Below are 15,143 nucleotides of genomic sequence, written 5' to 3' on the forward strand. Positions count from 1 at the left end.
ATGAGCGAATCCGTCATCGCCGCCGCGGGCGGCCACGTCGGCCAGGCCGAGCCGTCGCGCTGGGTCGCGCAATGGGCGCGGCTCGTGCCGGCCGGCGGGGCGGTGCTCGACGTCGCCGCGGGCGGCGGCCGCCATGCGCGCGGGTTCGCGGCGCGCGGGCATCCGGTCGTCGCGCTCGACCGTGACCCGGCCGCGCTGGCCGCGTTGCGCGCGATTCCGGGTGTCGACGCCCGGGCGGCCGATCTCGAGGGCGCGCCGTGGCCGCTGCCGGCCGACGAGCGGTTTGCGGCCGTGATCGTCACGAATTACCTGCATCGTCCGCTCTGGCCCCATCTGCTCGATGCGGTGGCCCCGGGCGGCGTGCTGATCTACGAAACCTTCGCGCAAGGAAACGAAACGGTCGGAAAACCGTCCAACCCCGCGTTCCTGCTCGCCCCGGGCGAGTTGCTGGACGCCGTGCACGGCCGCCTGCGGGTGGTCGCGTACGAGGACGGTTTCATCGCCGCGCCGCGCGAGGCGTTCGTGCAGCGTCTCTTCGCAGTGCGCGAGGGCGCGACCCCGAAGGCGGGGGCGGGAATTCCACGTTACGAACTGCCCGGCTAATCCGCTACAATCTCAACGTTTACCGGTACACAATCAATCGCGTTTCATGGCTAACGGCACCCAAGACGGCATTCAAATCCGCGGCAGCATCCCCGCGATCGTCACCCCGATGCTCGAAGACGGCAGTCTCGACCTGCCGGCGTTTCGCAAACTGATCGACTGGCACATCGCGGAAGGCACCGATGCGCTGGTCGTCGTCGGTACGAGCGGCGAGTCGGCAACGCTCAGCGTCGAAGAGCACATCCTGATGATCCGCACGGCGGTCGAGCATGCGGCGAAACGCATCCCGATCATCGCGGGCGCGGGCGGCAATTCGACCGCCGAGGCGATCGAGCTGACGAAGCACGCGAAGGCCGTCGGCGCGGACGCGACGCTGCAGGTCGTGCCGTACTACAACAAGCCGACGCAGGAAGGCATGTACCGCCACTTCCGCACGATCGCCGAAGCGGTCGACCTGCCGGTGATCCTGTACAACGTGCCGGGCCGCACGGTCGCGGACATGACGCACGAGACGACGCTGCGCCTCGCGCAGGTGCCGGGCATCATCGGCGTGAAGGAAGCGACCGGCAACATCGATCGCGCCGCGCACCTGATCAAGGCCGCGCCGAAGCATTTCGCGATCTACAGCGGCGACGATCCGACCGCGATCGCGCTGATGCTGCTCGGGGGCCACGGCAACATCTCGGTGACGGCGAACGTCGCGCCGCGTGCGATGAGCGAGCTGTGCCGCGCGGCGCTGGCCGGCGACGTCGCAACGGCGCGCGAACTGCACATGAAGCTGCTGTCGCTGCACAAGAACCTGTTCATCGAAGCGAACCCGATCCCGGTGAAGTGGGCGCTGCAGGCGATGGGCAAGATGCAGGGCGGCATCCGGCTGCCGCTCACGGCGCTCGACGAGCGCTGCCACGATGTCGTGCGTTCGGCCCTCGTCGAGGCCGGCGTTCTCGCCTGATGCCGACGCGGCCGCGTCCTGCGGCCGCCGGCTCGACCCCTGATCAACCCGCACCGGCCGGCTCCGTCCGGCGCCGCTCCTGACGAGCGTTCTAGCAAGACGAAGGATTTCATGAAACGTTTCGCCTTTTCCTCTCGCGCCATCCAGCTGTCGGTGGTGGCGCTGGCGCTGGGCGCGCTCGCTGGCTGCGATACGCTGAACGACTACCTGGCCCCCGACCGGGTCAACTACAAGAACACCGGCTCGGCGCCGCCGCTCGCGGTGCCGAGCGACCTGAAGCCGGTGCAGACGACGCAGCAGTTCGTCGCGCCGCCGACCAACGCCGGGCTCGGCACGCTGCCGCCGCGGGCCACGACGCAGGCCGGCAACGCGACCGACGGCATCCCGAGCGCGCAGGATCCGCTCGGCATGCACATCGAGCGCGACGGCGATCGCCGCTGGCTCGTCGTCGACGGCCGCACGCCCGAGCAGCTGTGGCCGATCCTGAAGGAGTTCTGGCAGGAGAACGGCTTCTCGCTGAAGACCGATGCGCCGTCGACGGGCATCATGGCCACCGACTGGGCCGAGAACCGCGCGAACATTCCGGACGACTGGTTCCGCCGCACGATCGGCCGGGTCATCGATTTCGCCTACTCGTCGGGCACGCGCGACCGCTTCCGCACGCTCGTGAACCGGACGTCGGACGGCAACACCGACATCTCGATCACGCACAGCGCGATGGAAGAAATGATGGTCGGCCCGCAGGGCGGCACGTCGTCGCGCTGGGAAGAGCGTCCGCGCAACCCGGTGCTCGAAGCCGTGTTCCTGTCGAAGCTGATGCAGAAGTTCGGCCTGACCGACGCGCAGGCGAAGCAGTTGCTGACCGATGCGCGCCCCGCGACGGCGCCGGCGCAGGTCGGCGACACGAGCGGCGGCGGCGCGACGCTGCAGCTGGCCGAGTCGTTCGACCGCGCGTGGCTGCGCGTGGGCCTGGCGCTCGACCGGACCAACTTCACGGTCGACAATCGCGACCGCGAGAAGGGCGTCTACACCGTGCGCTATGCGAATTCGATGGAAGAGCTCAAGCGTGACGGCCTGTTCGGCAAGCTGTTCTACGGCGGTCCGTCGGCGGCCAAGCCCGGCAAGGAATATCTGATCAACGTGCGTGCGCAAGGCAATGGCGGCACGCAGGTCGCGGTGGTGGGCGCGAATGGCCAGGTCGACAATTCGTCGGACGCGCAGCGGCTCATTTCGCTGCTGCACGCGCAGCTGAACTGAGCGCGTGCGATTCGCCAGCCTCGGAAGCGGCAGCGAAGGCAACGCGCTGGTCGTCGAGGCCTCGAGCGGCACGACGACCACCCGCGTGCTGCTCGACTGCGGCTTTTCCGCCAAGGAGGTCGAGCGCCGGCTCGGCCGACTGAATCTCTGCATCGCCGATCTCGATGCGATCCTCATTACCCATGAACACAGCGACCACGTCGGCAGCGCGCTGACGCTCGCGCGTCGCGCGTCGCTGCCGCTCTACATGAGCTGGGGCACCGCGCGCGCGGTCGGCGCGGACGAGGCCGACGTCGATCTCCACGTGCTGTGGGGCGACGAGACGGCCGCGATACGCGATCTGGCCGTGATGCCCTATACGGTCCCCCACGATGCGCGGGAACCGCTCCAGTTCGTCTTCATGGACGGAAACCGCCGGCTCGGCGTGCTGACGGACGTCGGGATGGCCACGCCGCACATCACGGCCGTCCTGAGCGGCTGTGACGCGCTGGTGCTCGAATCCAACCACGATACCGCGATGCTGGCCGCCAGCCGCTATCCGCAGTCGCTGAAGGCGCGGATCGGCGGCAACCACGGCCACCTGAGCAACGACGCGGCGGCCGACATCCTCGCGTCGCTCGAACGCAGCCGCCTCCAGCACCTGGTCGCGGCCCATCTGAGCCAGCAGAACAACCTGCCGGAACTGGCCCGCCAGGCGTTTGGCGGCGTACTCGGGACGGACGGAGAAGACGTGATCGTGGCCTCGCAGGACGCGGGCTTCGACTGGCTGATGCTCGGATGAGCGGGGCAGGACTGCTGCGGCGGCCCGAAGCGGCTGCCGCGCGTTCGATGCGAAAGCGGCAGACGTAAAAAAAACCGGCCCTCGGGCCGGTTTTTTTTCAGCTGATGCTGAAGGCTTACTGGCTTGCGCCCGAAGCCGGAGCAGCCGTCGCTGCCGAAGCAGCCGACGCCACTGCAGCAGCAGCGTCGCTCGCAGCAGCCGTTGCCGACGAAGCAGCAGCCGAAGCGTCGCTCGCAGCACCAGCAACTGCCGAAGCAGCCGACGAAGCAGCAGCAGCCGCGTCGCTTGCAGCCGACGAAGCAGCTTGATCAGCGCTCTTGTTGCAAGCAGCCAGTGCAACAGCAGCCAACAGGGAAGCTACGAGGAGGGATTTCTTCATGATCACGTCCTTTTATGGTTAAAGGTAAGCAACAGCGCGAAACAATACCGGTAATGTGCTCCAACACCGACCTGGGCCGCTGGTGGAGATGCACTTCTTAGAGCGTGAATCTTCCCTACGGCTTGGGCGGAAATTATATGCACTTTCCTATCGACCGTCGACAAATGCGGGGTCAATACGTTGTCTTTCCCATACAGAATTTGATCTGTACGGGCATACGGGGCGACTCACACTAATTCCGGTTTCCGACCCGTATCCAGCCCGCACGATACCACTCGTGCAACAAGGCTGTCATCGAGGGAACCCGGGATAGTGTTACAAACCGTTTCGCCTCCATCTGGCGTTGATTGGCCAGTTCGGGCAGCCATTCATCGGCTTGCTCGAGCGACCCTTCCTCGCCATTAATGAAGTACGAGCGCGCGTTATACATCAATGCGGCCCTTCTGTCGAGACGCACGCCACGGCGTGACGCCTGCGTGACGAACGCGGCCTCGGACAGCGGACGCTCCGGCGGGTCGAAAACGACGTTCGATTTCGGCTCGCTCAGGTAGCAGCCGAGGAATTCGGCGACGTCGCGCTTACGCCAGCGGATCGCGTCGACGATCTCGGCCACCCGTTCGACCATGGCCGGCGGCAGTTGCGCGGGCGCGTCGACGGCCGGCTGCTTCGGATCGCGGTAGAGGTCGTCGCCGCCCGCGTCGCGCAGGCCGCCGCGCTCCGCGAGGTAGTACAGGAACTGGGCGCCCAGCTCGCCCGCGGACGGCGCCCGGAAGCCGATCGAGCAGGTCATGCACTCGCCTTCGGCGACGCCGTCGTGCGCGATGTGCGGCGGCAGGTACAGCATGTCGCCGGGCTCCAGCACCCATTCGTCGCTCGGCTCGAAGTTTTCGAGGATCTTCAGCGGCACGTCCGGCTGCAGCGACAGATCCTTCTGCGCGCCGACCCGCCAGCGGCGCCGGCCTTCGACCTGCAGCAGGAAGACGTCGTAGGAATCGAAGTGCGGGCCGACGCCGCCGCCGTCCGTCGCATACGAGATCATCAGGTCGTCCAGCCGTGCGTCGGGGATGAAGCGGAAGCGGTCGAGCAACGCGCGGGCCGCGTCGACGTGCAGGTCGAGCCCCTGCACGAGCAGGGTCCAGGATTTGCGCGTCACCGCGGGCAGTGTGTCGGGTTCGAACGGGCCGTGCGCCAGTTGCCACTTGTTACGAAAATGGGTGATCAATCGCGATTCCGCGTCATAGTCGGCGGCGAGCTCGAACAATGCATCGCGCGTGACCGGCGACGCGACGCCGGGGATCGCCTGGCGGATCAGCAGCGGCTTCTTTTGCCAGTAGTCGCGCATGAATTGCGCCGGCGTGAGACCGCCGAGCAGCGGTGTGGGAAGATCGGAAGGCGGCGCGCCGAGCGGGGCGGCAGCGGCATCCCGCGGTTCGGCTTGAGACCGGTTGCGCATCGTATAATGAGACTTGTAATTGGGAGAATTGGATGAAAATCGCAAAAAACACCGTCGTGTCGGTCACTTACAAGCTGTCGGACACACAGGGCAATCTGATCGAGGAAAGCGACGAGCCGATGGTTTATCTGCACGGCGGCTATGATGGCACGTTCCCCAAGATCGAGGAACAGCTCGACGGCCACGAGGCGGGCTATCAGGCGCAGGTCCAGCTCGAGCCGCAGGACGCATTCGGCGACTACGATCCCGAACTCGTGAAGATCGAGCCGCGCGATCGTTTTCCCGAGCCGCTCGAAGTGGGCATGCAGTTCGAAGGCACGCCGGAAGACGGTGACGAGGAAGTCGATTCGCTGATCTATACGGTCACCGATATCGCCGAAGACAAGGTCGTGCTCGACGGCAATCACCCGCTGGCCGGCATGGCGCTGCGTTTCGCGCTGACCGTGAAGGACGTTCGCGAAGCCACCGAAGACGAAATCGAGCACGAGCACGCGCATGGCGCGGAAGGGCTCGAGATCGTCGACGAGGATGACGACGAAGACGGCGAAGCGCCGTCAGGGCGCACCCTGCACTGAGCTTGCCGGCAGGCCCGGCGCCGGCCCCGATGCGGCGCCGTCGCCCTGCAACGGCGGCGCGACCGACGACGAGTCGGGCAGCGCCGGCAGCGCGGGGATTTCCGGCATCTGCGGCAGCGGCACGTCGTCGCGTGGCGCGAGCGGCAGCGTGGGCGGCACCGGCAGGTTCTTCGGCACCTCCTGCAGGCTTACGTTGAAGATCGTCTGCCGTGCCGGCGATACGCTCACCTTCACCCACTGATTCGCCGGATGGCGCGGTCCGATCGCGACGCGCGTCACGTTTCCGACCAGCTCGCCGTCGTCGCCATGCAGCGGACGGTCGATCAGAAAGCCGTTCGCCAGCGGTTCGCCGCTCGCGTGCATCACCAGTATCGGGCCGCGGAATGTCGCCGCCGCCTTCACCAGCGTTCGTTTCAACTCACGGAAGCCGTCGCGCACGCGCGGCCGGTTGAAACGCAGCCATGCGAAGCGCTCCGCGCGTTCATAGCGTTCGAACTGCGGATCGCCTTCGAAAATCACGACCATTGCGCGCGCTTCGCGCCGCTTCGCATATTCGGCCGCGTGGTCGATCCAGAAGCCGTTCGCGATGATGCGGTCCTCGAATTCGCCGTTGCGGCCGCCCGCCGTCAAATAATGGTTGTTCGGCGCCGGCGCATTGAGTGCGACGTAGACGATGTCGTCGCGCATCCAGCGGGCGTTCTCGCGATACGGCCGGAACCGTGCGACTTCGCTCTCGCGCGTGATCTGCAGCGCACCGGGGTCGGGCAACGCCGAATCGGCGAGCAGCGTCTGCCGCAGGAAATCGAGCCGTTCGACCGGGTCGTAGCTGCCGCCGGCCGCGGTGTTGCACGCGATCCAGTCGTCGTGGCCGGGAATGAACACGAGCGGCACGCGCGTCGAATCCAGGATCGCACCGCGCTGCGAATACAGCGTGTCGCGGCATGCTTCCTTCGAGCCTTTGAGATCGCCCGCGTAGACGACGAACGCGAGGTTGCGCTCGCGTGCGATCGCATCGAGCAGCCGCTGCGCGGCCGGTTCGTCCGCCGGAGCGTTGATGACGCCCGACACGACCGCGAACGAGTAGGGCGCCGCGCTGCGCTTGGGCGGCGCGGCCAGCGCGCCGGCCTGCGCGAAGACGAGGACCGCCGCGACGAGCGCGGCGGCGGCGCGGGCCGGCAGGCCCCGCGGAATGCGCTTACGCGTGCCCGTCGGCATCGTGCGAGCGGACCAGCGTGCGCAGTTCGTACAGCAGGTCGAGCGCCTCGCGCGGCTTGAGATCGTCGGGGTCGATGTCGCGCAGTTTTTCGAGCGCCGGATGCGGTGCGTCGGGCAGCGCAGGCGCGTCCGCGCATTCGAGATCGTCGACGGCCGCCGGCGGCGCGCTGAACAGGTCGAGTTGCGGCGTGTGCTGCGAAGCCGATTGCTGTTCGAGATACGCGAGGTGCTTGCGCGCAGCGCGGATCACCGGCGCCGGGACGCCCGCAAGCTGCGCGACCTGGAGGCCGTAGCTCTGGTTCGCCGGGCCTTCGTTGACCGCGTGCAGGAACACGATCCCGTGGCCGTGCTCGACGGCCGACAGGTGGACGTTGGCCGCTTGCGGGAATTCCGCCGGCAGTTGCGTCAGCTCGAAATAGTGCGTCGCGAACAGCGTGTAGCACGCGTTGTGCGCCAGCAGGTGGCGCGCGATGGCCCAGGCGAGCGCGAGGCCGTCGAAGGTCGACGTGCCGCGGCCGATCTCGTCCATCAGCACGAGGCTTTGCGGCGTCGCGTCGTTGAGGATCGCCGCGGCTTCGGTCATCTCGACCATGAAGGTCGAGCGGCCGCCCGCGAGATCGTCGGCCGCGCCGATGCGCGTGAAGATCCGGTCGATCGGGCCGAAGCACGCCGACTTCGCCGGCACGTAGCTGCCGACGTACGCCATCAGCGCGATCAGCGCAGTCTGCCGCATGAACGTCGACTTACCGCCCATGTTCGGCCCGGTGATCAGCAGCAGCTTGCGCTCGGTGCCGAACCGGCAGTCGTTCGCGATGAACTGCTCGACCTGCGCTTCGACGACCGGATGGCGACCTTGTTCGATTTCGATGCCGATCTCGTCGGTGAAGGTCGGCGCGACCCAGTCGAGTGCACGCGCGCGTTCGGCGAAGGCGGCCAGCAGGTCGAGCTCGGCGAGGGCCGACGCGACGCGCTGGCATTCGGGGATGAACGGCAGCAGCGCCTGCAGCACCGAGTCGTACAGCGCGCGCTCGCGTGCCAATGCGCGTTCCTGCGCGGACAGCGCCTTGTCCTCGAAGGTTTTCAGTTCCGGCGTGATGTAGCGTTCGGCGTTCTTCAGCGTCTGGCGGCGGCGGTAATCGTCGGGCACCTTGTCGGTCTGGCCGCGCGTGACCTCGATGTAGAAGCCGTGCACCTTGTTGTATTCGACGCGCAGGTTCGCGATGCCGGTGCGCGCGCGCTCGCGCGCCTCGAGGTCGATCAGGAACTGCCCGCAGTTTTCCGAAATGTCGCGCAGCTCGTCGAGCTCGGCATCGTAGCCGCGCGCGATCACGCCGCCGTCGCGGACCATCGCGGCCGGTTCGGTGGCGATCGCGCTCGTCAGCAGGTCGAGGCATTCGGCGGGCGGCGCGAGCGCCGCGTCGACGCGCGCGAGCGCATCCGCGTTCGCGACGATCGCGCCGATGCGCTCGCGCAGCGCCGGCAGCGCGGCGAACGTGTCGCGCAGGCTCGACAGGTCGCGCGGGCGAGCGGACAGCAGCGCGAGCCGCCCGGTGATCCGTTCGACGTCGGCGATCTGGCGCAGCGCGCTGCGCAACGCATCGAGGCTCGCGTTGGCCGGCGCGTCGAGCAGCGCGCCGATCGCCTGCTGGCGCGACTGCGCGGCGACGGAGGCGCGCGGCGGGTGATGCAGCCAGTGACGCAGCAGGCGGCTGCCCATCGTCGTGCAGCAGGTGTCGAGCAGCGAATACAGCGTGGGCGACTCGGTGCCGCGCAGCGTCTCGGTCAGTTCGAGGTTGCGGCGCGTGGCCGGATCGAGCCCGATGTATTCGGTTTCGTTCTCGACCTTCAGGCTGCGCACGTGCCGCAGTTGCTGGCCTTGCGTGGCTGCGGCGTAGAGCAGCAGCGCGCCGGCCGCGCCGCAGGCGCTCGTCAGCGAATGCGCGCCGAAACCGTCGAGGCTCGCGACGTCGAGCTGGTCGCACAGGCGCTGCGTGCCCGACGCGATGTCGAAGTGCCAGGCCGGCACGCGCTTGCTCGCGCCCGCGCCGGCGGGAAGGGCGTCGGTTGCGCCGTCCGGCGTCAGGATTTCGGCCGGCCGGATGCGTTCGAGCGCGGCGGCGAGTTGCTCGGGCTCGATTTCGGCGAGCCGCAACGCGCCGCTCGCGAGGTTCAGCCACGCGAGGCCGATATTGACCGCGACGCCGCGCTTGTTGTGGCCGGTGCACATCGCGAGCAGGTAGACGTCGTTCTTGTCGGACAGCAGCGCGGCATCGGTGAGTGTGCCGGGCGTGACGACGCGCACGACCTTGCGCTCGACCGGGCCCTTCGACGTGGCCGGATCGCCGATCTGCTCGCAGATCGCGACCGATTCGCCCATCTTCACGAGCTTCGCCAGATACTGCTCGACCGCGTGATGCGGGACGCCGGCCATCTTGATCGGCGTGCCGGCCGACGCGCCGCGCTGCGTGAGGGTCAGGTCGAGCAGGCGTGCCGCTTTTTCCGCATCCTCGAAGAACAGCTCGTAGAAGTCGCCCATCCGGTAGAAGACGAGCGTATCCGGATGATCGGCCTTGATGCGCAGGTACTGCTGCATCATCGGAGTATGGCCTGCGAAGGCTTCGGGCGACAGCGTGGTCATAGGTCAGGCATGAAGTTGTTGCTTGGGTTGCCCGAGTTTACCAGTGGCTTCGCCGTGAACGTGCGAAGTTGGCCGTTTGGTCAGGTGCGGCGGACGGCGAGCGGCAGCGGGCCATGCCTACTTGCTCTCGTCCAGCGCGTCGTTCCAGACCTTCGCGCCCCGCTCATGTGAGGCAACGCCGTTGAAGAACGACTCGATGGCGGCGCCCATGTCAAAGTCGTCACACTTGTCCCACAAGATGAGTTTGGGCTTGTGTACGCGGAACTCGCCGGTGCTCTTCGGTGTGTATGCGACCGCGATGGCTGCCTTTGCCGACGGGAAAGCGTAGGACCGCGCTTCCAGAATGATCGCATCGAGCTTTTTGCCATCGGGCGTCGCGATCCGGCCGTCGTACGCCAGCACGCCGTCGCTTGCGTTGAACGGATCGCTCTCGAGATGCTTTCGACCTTGCTCGACTGCCTCGCCGGCATCATCGAACACCAGCCGCTCGATTTTCCGTTGACCATCGTTAGTCTGAAATGCCGCCATGGGGACAAGACCATCTGCGTCGGAGACACACCAGACGGCATGTGCAGCAACAAAACCAGCGAGTTCGAAGGCGGTGAGCATGGTAGTGGGGGCGGACAGGTCAGCGTTGAGTACTCACGTGACCGGGAAAGTTGCTTGGGTAGCACGAGTTTACCAGCGCGCCAAACGGGGTCGCTCGAAGTTGGCCATTCGGTCGGTGGTCAGCGGTGGCGATCGGCCACTATCTGAAAGGCAGGCTCCCGCGACTGCCGACCCACAAAGCGTCCGATGTCGCCGGGCTGCTCCCGCATCGTTGGACACCCGGCACCACCCAACTGGCAGAACGGGTTCACCGGTGCTTACAATCAGAGGAATGTGCGCGCCGATTCTGGAAGAAGCCTCGGCCACACGCTATATCGGCGACTCGATGCCGTCTCGCGGGCGCCCTCGCGTCGTTTACCGTGCCGCAACCGGAGAACCCGATGATCAAAGTCAGTGTCATGTACCCGTACGCCGCAGGCGCGCGATTCGATCATGCCTACTACCGCGAGCGGCATATGCCAATGGTGAAACAGCGGCTCGGCGCCGCCTGTCTGTACTACACGGTGGACAAGGGAATCGCGGGCGGGGCTCCGGGCACTGACCCTGTTTACGTGGCCAAGTGCGACTTCATCTGCACTTCCGTCGAAGCTTTCCAGGCAGCTCGCGATCCGCATGCGCAGGAAATCATGGCCGACATAGCCAATTACACGGATATACGCCCCGTGCTGCAAATCAGCGAGGTGGTAGTGGAACGTTCGGAAACCTGACCAAGGTTCGGATATCGCCAGGCATTGCATGCACGCGCGAAGTTCGCCGCGGCGTCGAACTTCGCGTTGCAGTGCCACCTATTGGATGGCGAGCGGGAGAATCAGGCCCGTCCCGAAAGCGCCAAGAACTGTGAAACGTTTGGCAGTCAGCGCAATCCAGCCCTTCAGCCTTTCTATTTCCCAATGCGCTCGGGACTTACACCAATTCGCGTCGGAAAACTGAAATTTGGGCCTGTTTCAACGAGACCGGCGTGCTAGTCTGAAACGTCGATATAAAAATACAATAGATTAACGGGGCACAAACATGAAGCAGGCCATACAGGATGGCGGGGTAGCGTGCGCGCAAAGTACGCTGGCGCCGCCCACGACGGCGGTTGCGGGCAAGTCGGGGCGGATCGATCCGATCGAGCTTGGCGCGCGCGCGTCTTCAGTGACCGTGCTGGGCGCATTCGCCTATCTGATTTATATGCAGTGGCGATTGAACCCGAGCCGGATCACGCTGATCCTGCTGCTGGTTTCCGCGGGAGTGACCGTCGGCATGTCGGCTTTCGCCAAATTGCCGAAGCGGCGCGACTGGCATCCCGCCACGGTGAGCGTCGCGCTCGGTGGTTCGTTTTACTGCCTCGCCTATCAGCTGAACGCCAGTACGCACCTGATCCCGGAGTGGGCCGGGGGCGTCTGGCAAATTTCCGGGATTGCGTGGCAACTGTTCGCGAAGCTGTCGCTGGGGCGCTCGTTCGGTTTGCTGCCCGCGAATCGCGGGGTCGTGTCGAGCGGCGCGTACCGGTTCATGCGCCATCCGATCTATGCCGGTTACCTGCTGTCCGAAATCGGCTTCCTGCTGGCGAACTTCAGTACCCGGAACCTGCTCACGATCGGCATCTGGATGCTGTTGCAGATCGGGCGAATCGTCATGGAAGAGCGCGTGCTGTCGGAAGACGCCGATTATCGTGCGTACAAGGCGAAGGTGCGGTACCGGTTGATTCCCGGCGTGTTTTGACGGGAACGCCGCAAGCGCGCAACGGCGGTGCGTCGATGAAGCTCGGGTGGGGCGGACAGGCGAAAGCCGGCGCACGCAGGTTACGAACCTGCGCGCGCCGGCCCCGTACCGAGGATCAGGACGCGTGCGCCGACGTCAGGCTGAGCGCCACCGCCTGCGCGACTTCGATGCCGTCGATCGCCGCCGAATAGATGCCGCCCGCATACCCGGCGCCTTCGCCGGCCGGATACAGGCCTTCGACGTTCATGCTCTGGTAGTCGTCCTTGCGCCGAATCCGGATCGGCGACGACGTGCGCGTCTCCACGCCGGTGAGCACGGCATCGTGCATCGCGAAGCCGGCGATCTTCTTGTCGATCTCGGGCAGCGCTTCGCGGATCGCTTCGATCACGTAGTCCGGCAGCGCGGTGCCGAGATCGGTCGGATTCACGCCGGGCTTGTACGACGGCTCCACGGAGCCCAGCGACGTCGACGGCCGGCCCGCGATGAAATCGCCGACCAGCTGGCCCGGCGCGCGGTAATCTCCGCCGCCGAGTTCGAACGCGCGCTCTTCCCATTTGCGCTGGAACGCGATGCCGGCGAGCGGGCCGCCCGGATAGTCGTCCGGCGTGATGCCGACGACGATGCCCGCGTTCGCATTGCGCTCGGCGCGGGAATACTGGCTCATCCCGTTGGTGACCACGCGGCCGGGCTCGGAGGTCGCGGCGACCACCGTGCCGCCCGGGCACATGCAGAAGCTGTAGACCGCGCGCCCGTTGCTGGCGTGGTGGACCACCTTGTAGTCGGCCGCGCCGAGCTGCTTGTGGCCCGCGAACTTGCCGAAGCGGCTGCGATCGATCAGCCCCTGCGGATGCTCGATACGGAAACCCAGCGAGAACGGCTTCGCTTCGATGTAGACGCCGCGGTCGTGCAGCATCTGGAACGTGTCGCGCGCGCTGTGGCCCACGGCCAGCACCACGCGGTCGCACCGCAGCGTTTCGCCGTTCGACAGCTTGAGCGCGCGCACCTTGCCCTGGTCGATTTCGATGTCGTCGACGCGGGTTTCGAAGCGCACTTCGCCGCCGAGTTCGTGGATCGACGCGCGCATTTTTTCCACCATGCTGACGAGGCGGAACGTGCCGATGTGCGGCCGGCTCAGGTACAGGATGTCCTCGGGCGCGCCGGCCTTGACGAATTCGTCCAGCACCTTGCGGCCATAGTGGTTCGGATCCTTGATCTGGCTGTACAGCTTGCCGTCGGAAAACGTCCCCGCGCCGCCTTCGCCGAACTGCACGTTCGATTCGGGATTGAGCACGCTCTTGCGCCACAGGCCGAAGGTGTCCTTGGTACGCTCGCGCACGGCCTTGCCGCGTTCTAGGATGATCGGACGGAACCCCATCTGCGCGAGGATCAGCCCCGCGAACAGCCCGCACGGCCCCATGCCGATGACGACGGGACGCAGGAACTCGGCGTGTTCGGGCGCCTTCGTGACGAAGTGATACGCCATGTCGGGCGTCACGCCGCAATGCGGCTTGCCGGCGATGCGCTCGAGCGCGGCGGCTTCGTCGCTGACTTCGATATCGACGATATAGGTGAGCTTGATGTCGGCGCGCTTGCGCGCGTCGTGCGCGCGGCGGAACACGGTGTAACGGAGCAGCCCGTCTGGCGCCACGCCAAGCTCCGCGAGGCGCGCGCGAATCGCGGCCTCGAGCGCGCTCTCGGGATGGTCGAGGGGGAGTTTAATTTCGCTTAGCCGTAACATGGGGACTCGGATGCGATTGCCACGGCGCCGTGGCGGTGTTGATACAGGCGGGGCCGGCATGCCGGCGGCGGCGTCGTTCGCCGCGCGGGCCTGCCGGACGCAAACCCTAGGCTGTCGTCGCGGGACAGGCGGTGCGAGCGGCACTGCGCCGACCCGTACGGGCAACCCGGGCAACTTCAGGATAGGCGCACGAAGCGACCCGTGTGCACGGAAGATTTTCCCCCGTGTCGGGCGTTCGGCGCGCCATCATGACGATGCCGCGCGAGCGGTTTGCGCGAAAGCCGCGCCACGCGGGCGCGGCCCGGGCTTACTCCGCTGCCGGATGCACGCGGCTGTAGCGGTTCAGGATCGGGATCATCTGCGCGTAGATCTTCGGGTTCGCGGCGACGATCTCGTGGCGATGCAGGAAATCGGCGTCGCCCGTGTAGTTGCCAACGAGGCCGCCGGCCTCGGTGATCAGCAGGCTGCCCGCGGCCATGTCCCACACGTTGATGCCTTGCTCGAAGAACGCGTCGAGGCGGCCGGCCGCGACGTTCGCGAGGTCGAGCGCCGCCGCGCCCGGCCGGCGCAGGCCCGTGCAGGCTTGCGTCATTTCGGTGAAGAGGCGCGCGTAGGCGTCGAGGCCGTCCTTCTCGCGGAACGGGAAGCCCGTGCCGACCAGCGCGTCCGACAGGCGGTCGCGGCGGCCGACGCGGATGCGGCGGTCGTTCAGGTACGCGCCGCGGCCGCGGGTGGCCGTGAACAGGTCGTTCTTGTTCGGATCGTAGACGACGGCCTGCGTGACGACGCCCTTGTGCTCGAGCGCGATCGATACGCAGTAGTACGGGAAGCCATGGATGAAGTTGGTCGTGCCGTCGAGCGGATCGATGATCCACTTGAATTCGGATTCGTTCTCCGATTCGCCCGATTCCTCCGCGAGGATCGCGTGGTCGGGGTAGGCGGTCTTCAGCGTCTCGATGATCGCGTCTTCGGCGGCCTTGTCCACTTCGGTGACGAAGTCGTTCTGCTGCTTCTTGCGGATCTCGATCAGGTCGAGATCGAGGGACGCGCGATTGATGATCTGTCCGGCGCGGCGCGCAGCCTTGACAGCAATGTTGAGCATGGGATGCATGAGCCTGGATCCTGTAGCCGGCGGCACGGGCCGCCACGAAGTGGGACAACCGCCCGGAACGGCGCAAGCGTGCCGGGGCGAGGTGAGACGCGAATTGACAAAGAGCGGGGTACGACCCGCGCTGC

Annotated in this window: 14 protein-coding genes and 1 pseudogene; 8 read left to right on the top strand and 7 right to left on the bottom strand. The window is 66.5% G+C overall.

The genetic code is table 11. The annotated features are described in order from the left end of the window. The 5 genes from HWX14_RS00560 to HWX14_RS00580 all read left to right on the top strand — a co-directional run bounded on the left by HWX14_RS00560 (position 1) and on the right by HWX14_RS00580 (position 3,901). Positions 1–603 carry a class I SAM-dependent methyltransferase gene (locus HWX14_RS00560; protein ID WP_175881133.1) on the top strand — a complete coding sequence of 201 codons (603 nt, stop codon included), beginning with the start codon at positions 1–3 and terminating at the stop codon, positions 601–603. Positions 604–649: 46 nt separating this feature from the next. Next, positions 650–1,555, top strand: a complete 906-nt coding sequence (gene dapA, locus HWX14_RS00565) for a 4-hydroxy-tetrahydrodipicolinate synthase (protein ID WP_175881134.1) — start codon at positions 650–652, stop codon at positions 1,553–1,555. A 111-nt stretch (positions 1,556–1,666) separates the two neighbouring features. Beyond that, positions 1,667–2,812, top strand: a complete 1,146-nt coding sequence (bamC, locus tag HWX14_RS00570) for an outer membrane protein assembly factor BamC (RefSeq protein ID WP_175881135.1) — start codon at positions 1,667–1,669, stop codon at positions 2,810–2,812. A 4-nt stretch (positions 2,813–2,816) separates the two neighbouring features. After that, complete coding sequence (locus HWX14_RS00575) at positions 2,817–3,593, top strand: MBL fold metallo-hydrolase (protein ID WP_175881136.1); 777 nt, start codon at positions 2,817–2,819, stop codon at positions 3,591–3,593. Between the two features lie 104 nt (positions 3,594–3,697). Further along, entirely contained in the window at positions 3,698–3,901 is a 204-nt protein-coding gene (locus tag HWX14_RS00580; RefSeq protein ID WP_006487056.1) for a hypothetical protein, read from the top strand. Here HWX14_RS00580 and HWX14_RS36840 read toward each other — a convergent pair. Then, positions 3,902–4,148: pseudogene (locus HWX14_RS36840) on the bottom strand (hypothetical protein). A gap of 56 nt (positions 4,149–4,204) precedes the next feature. Then, complete coding sequence (locus tag HWX14_RS00585; protein WP_175881137.1) at positions 4,205–5,425, bottom strand: cupin domain-containing protein; 1,221 nt, start codon at positions 5,423–5,425, stop codon at positions 4,205–4,207. A 32-nt stretch (positions 5,426–5,457) separates the two neighbouring features. Here HWX14_RS00585 and HWX14_RS00590 point away from each other — a divergent pair, with 32 nt between their 5' ends. Then, the gene (locus HWX14_RS00590) at positions 5,458–6,000 is read left to right on the top strand and encodes a peptidylprolyl isomerase (RefSeq protein ID WP_175881138.1); all 543 of its coding nucleotides are present in this window, start codon (positions 5,458–5,460) and stop codon (positions 5,998–6,000) included. Here the strand turns inward: HWX14_RS00590 and HWX14_RS00595 are convergent. The 3 genes from HWX14_RS00595 to HWX14_RS00605 form a co-directional block, all read right to left on the bottom strand. Continuing rightward, positions 5,980–7,215, bottom strand: coding sequence for a hypothetical protein (locus tag HWX14_RS00595; protein WP_175881139.1), 1,236 nt, complete (start codon positions 7,213–7,215; stop codon positions 5,980–5,982). The two genes, HWX14_RS00590 and HWX14_RS00595, sit on opposite strands and share 21 nt — an antisense overlap. Further along, positions 7,196–9,853, bottom strand: a complete 2,658-nt coding sequence (mutS, locus tag HWX14_RS00600; RefSeq protein ID WP_175881140.1) for a DNA mismatch repair protein MutS — start codon at positions 9,851–9,853, stop codon at positions 7,196–7,198. The genes HWX14_RS00595 and mutS overlap by 20 nt, the downstream gene beginning before the upstream one ends. Before the next feature lie 117 nt (positions 9,854–9,970). Further along, positions 9,971–10,462 (bottom strand): hypothetical protein, encoded by a 492-nt coding sequence (locus HWX14_RS00605; protein WP_175881141.1) that lies wholly within the window; start codon positions 10,460–10,462, stop codon positions 9,971–9,973. A 380-nt stretch (positions 10,463–10,842) separates the two neighbouring features. On the opposite strand from HWX14_RS00605, the gene HWX14_RS00610 reads away from it, so the two are divergent. Both HWX14_RS00610 and HWX14_RS00615 read left to right on the top strand, forming a co-directional pair. Further along, complete coding sequence (locus HWX14_RS00610; protein WP_175881142.1) at positions 10,843–11,169, top strand: EthD family reductase; 327 nt, start codon at positions 10,843–10,845, stop codon at positions 11,167–11,169. A gap of 304 nt (positions 11,170–11,473) precedes the next feature. Beyond that, positions 11,474–12,169, top strand: a complete 696-nt coding sequence (locus HWX14_RS00615; protein WP_175881143.1) for an isoprenylcysteine carboxylmethyltransferase family protein — start codon at positions 11,474–11,476, stop codon at positions 12,167–12,169. A 115-nt stretch (positions 12,170–12,284) separates the two neighbouring features. Here the strand turns inward: HWX14_RS00615 and HWX14_RS00620 are convergent, their stop codons facing one another. Next, positions 12,285–13,907: an NAD(P)/FAD-dependent oxidoreductase gene (locus tag HWX14_RS00620; RefSeq protein WP_175881144.1), complete on the bottom strand. Its 1,623-nt coding sequence runs from the start codon at positions 13,905–13,907 to the stop codon at positions 12,285–12,287. 307 nt (positions 13,908–14,214) lie between these two features. After that, a complete protein-coding gene (locus HWX14_RS00625) occupies positions 14,215–15,018 on the bottom strand; it encodes an inositol monophosphatase family protein (RefSeq protein ID WP_059608913.1) in 804 nt (267 codons plus the stop codon). Positions 15,019–15,143 lie beyond the last annotated feature (125 nt).

The sequence above is a fragment of the Burkholderia sp. BCC0044 genome (assembly GCF_902832955.1).
In the GTDB taxonomy this organism is placed as follows: Bacteria; Pseudomonadota; Gammaproteobacteria; order Burkholderiales; family Burkholderiaceae; genus Burkholderia.

Bases quoted from the DNA above. Each gene is read 5' to 3' on its own strand.
- HWX14_RS00605 (WP_175881141.1), bottom strand. From the start codon at position 10,462: ATGCTCACCGCCTTCGAACTCGCTGGTTTTGTTGCTGCACATGCCGTC.
- dapA (WP_175881134.1), top strand. From the start codon at position 650: ATGGCTAACGGCACCCAAGACGGCATTCAAATCCGCGGCAGCATCCCC.
- HWX14_RS00625 (WP_059608913.1), bottom strand. From the start codon at position 15,018: ATGCATCCCATGCTCAACATTGCTGTCAAGGCTGCGCGCCGCGCCGGA.
- HWX14_RS00580 (WP_006487056.1), top strand. From the start codon at position 3,698: ATGCTGAAGGCTTACTGGCTTGCGCCCGAAGCCGGAGCAGCCGTCGCT.
- HWX14_RS00615 (WP_175881143.1), top strand. From the start codon at position 11,474: ATGAAGCAGGCCATACAGGATGGCGGGGTAGCGTGCGCGCAAAGTACG.
- mutS (WP_175881140.1), bottom strand. From the start codon at position 9,853: ATGACCACGCTGTCGCCCGAAGCCTTCGCAGGCCATACTCCGATGATG.
- HWX14_RS00560 (WP_175881133.1), top strand. From the start codon at position 1: ATGAGCGAATCCGTCATCGCCGCCGCGGGCGGCCACGTCGGCCAGGCC.
- HWX14_RS00590 (WP_175881138.1), top strand. From the start codon at position 5,458: ATGAAAATCGCAAAAAACACCGTCGTGTCGGTCACTTACAAGCTGTCG.
- HWX14_RS00595 (WP_175881139.1), bottom strand. From the start codon at position 7,215: ATGCCGACGGGCACGCGTAAGCGCATTCCGCGGGGCCTGCCGGCCCGC.
- HWX14_RS00620 (WP_175881144.1), bottom strand. From the start codon at position 13,907: ATGTTACGGCTAAGCGAAATTAAACTCCCCCTCGACCATCCCGAGAGC.
- HWX14_RS00610 (WP_175881142.1), top strand. From the start codon at position 10,843: ATGATCAAAGTCAGTGTCATGTACCCGTACGCCGCAGGCGCGCGATTC.
- HWX14_RS00585 (WP_175881137.1), bottom strand. From the start codon at position 5,425: ATGCGCAACCGGTCTCAAGCCGAACCGCGGGATGCCGCTGCCGCCCCG.
- bamC (WP_175881135.1), top strand. From the start codon at position 1,667: ATGAAACGTTTCGCCTTTTCCTCTCGCGCCATCCAGCTGTCGGTGGTG.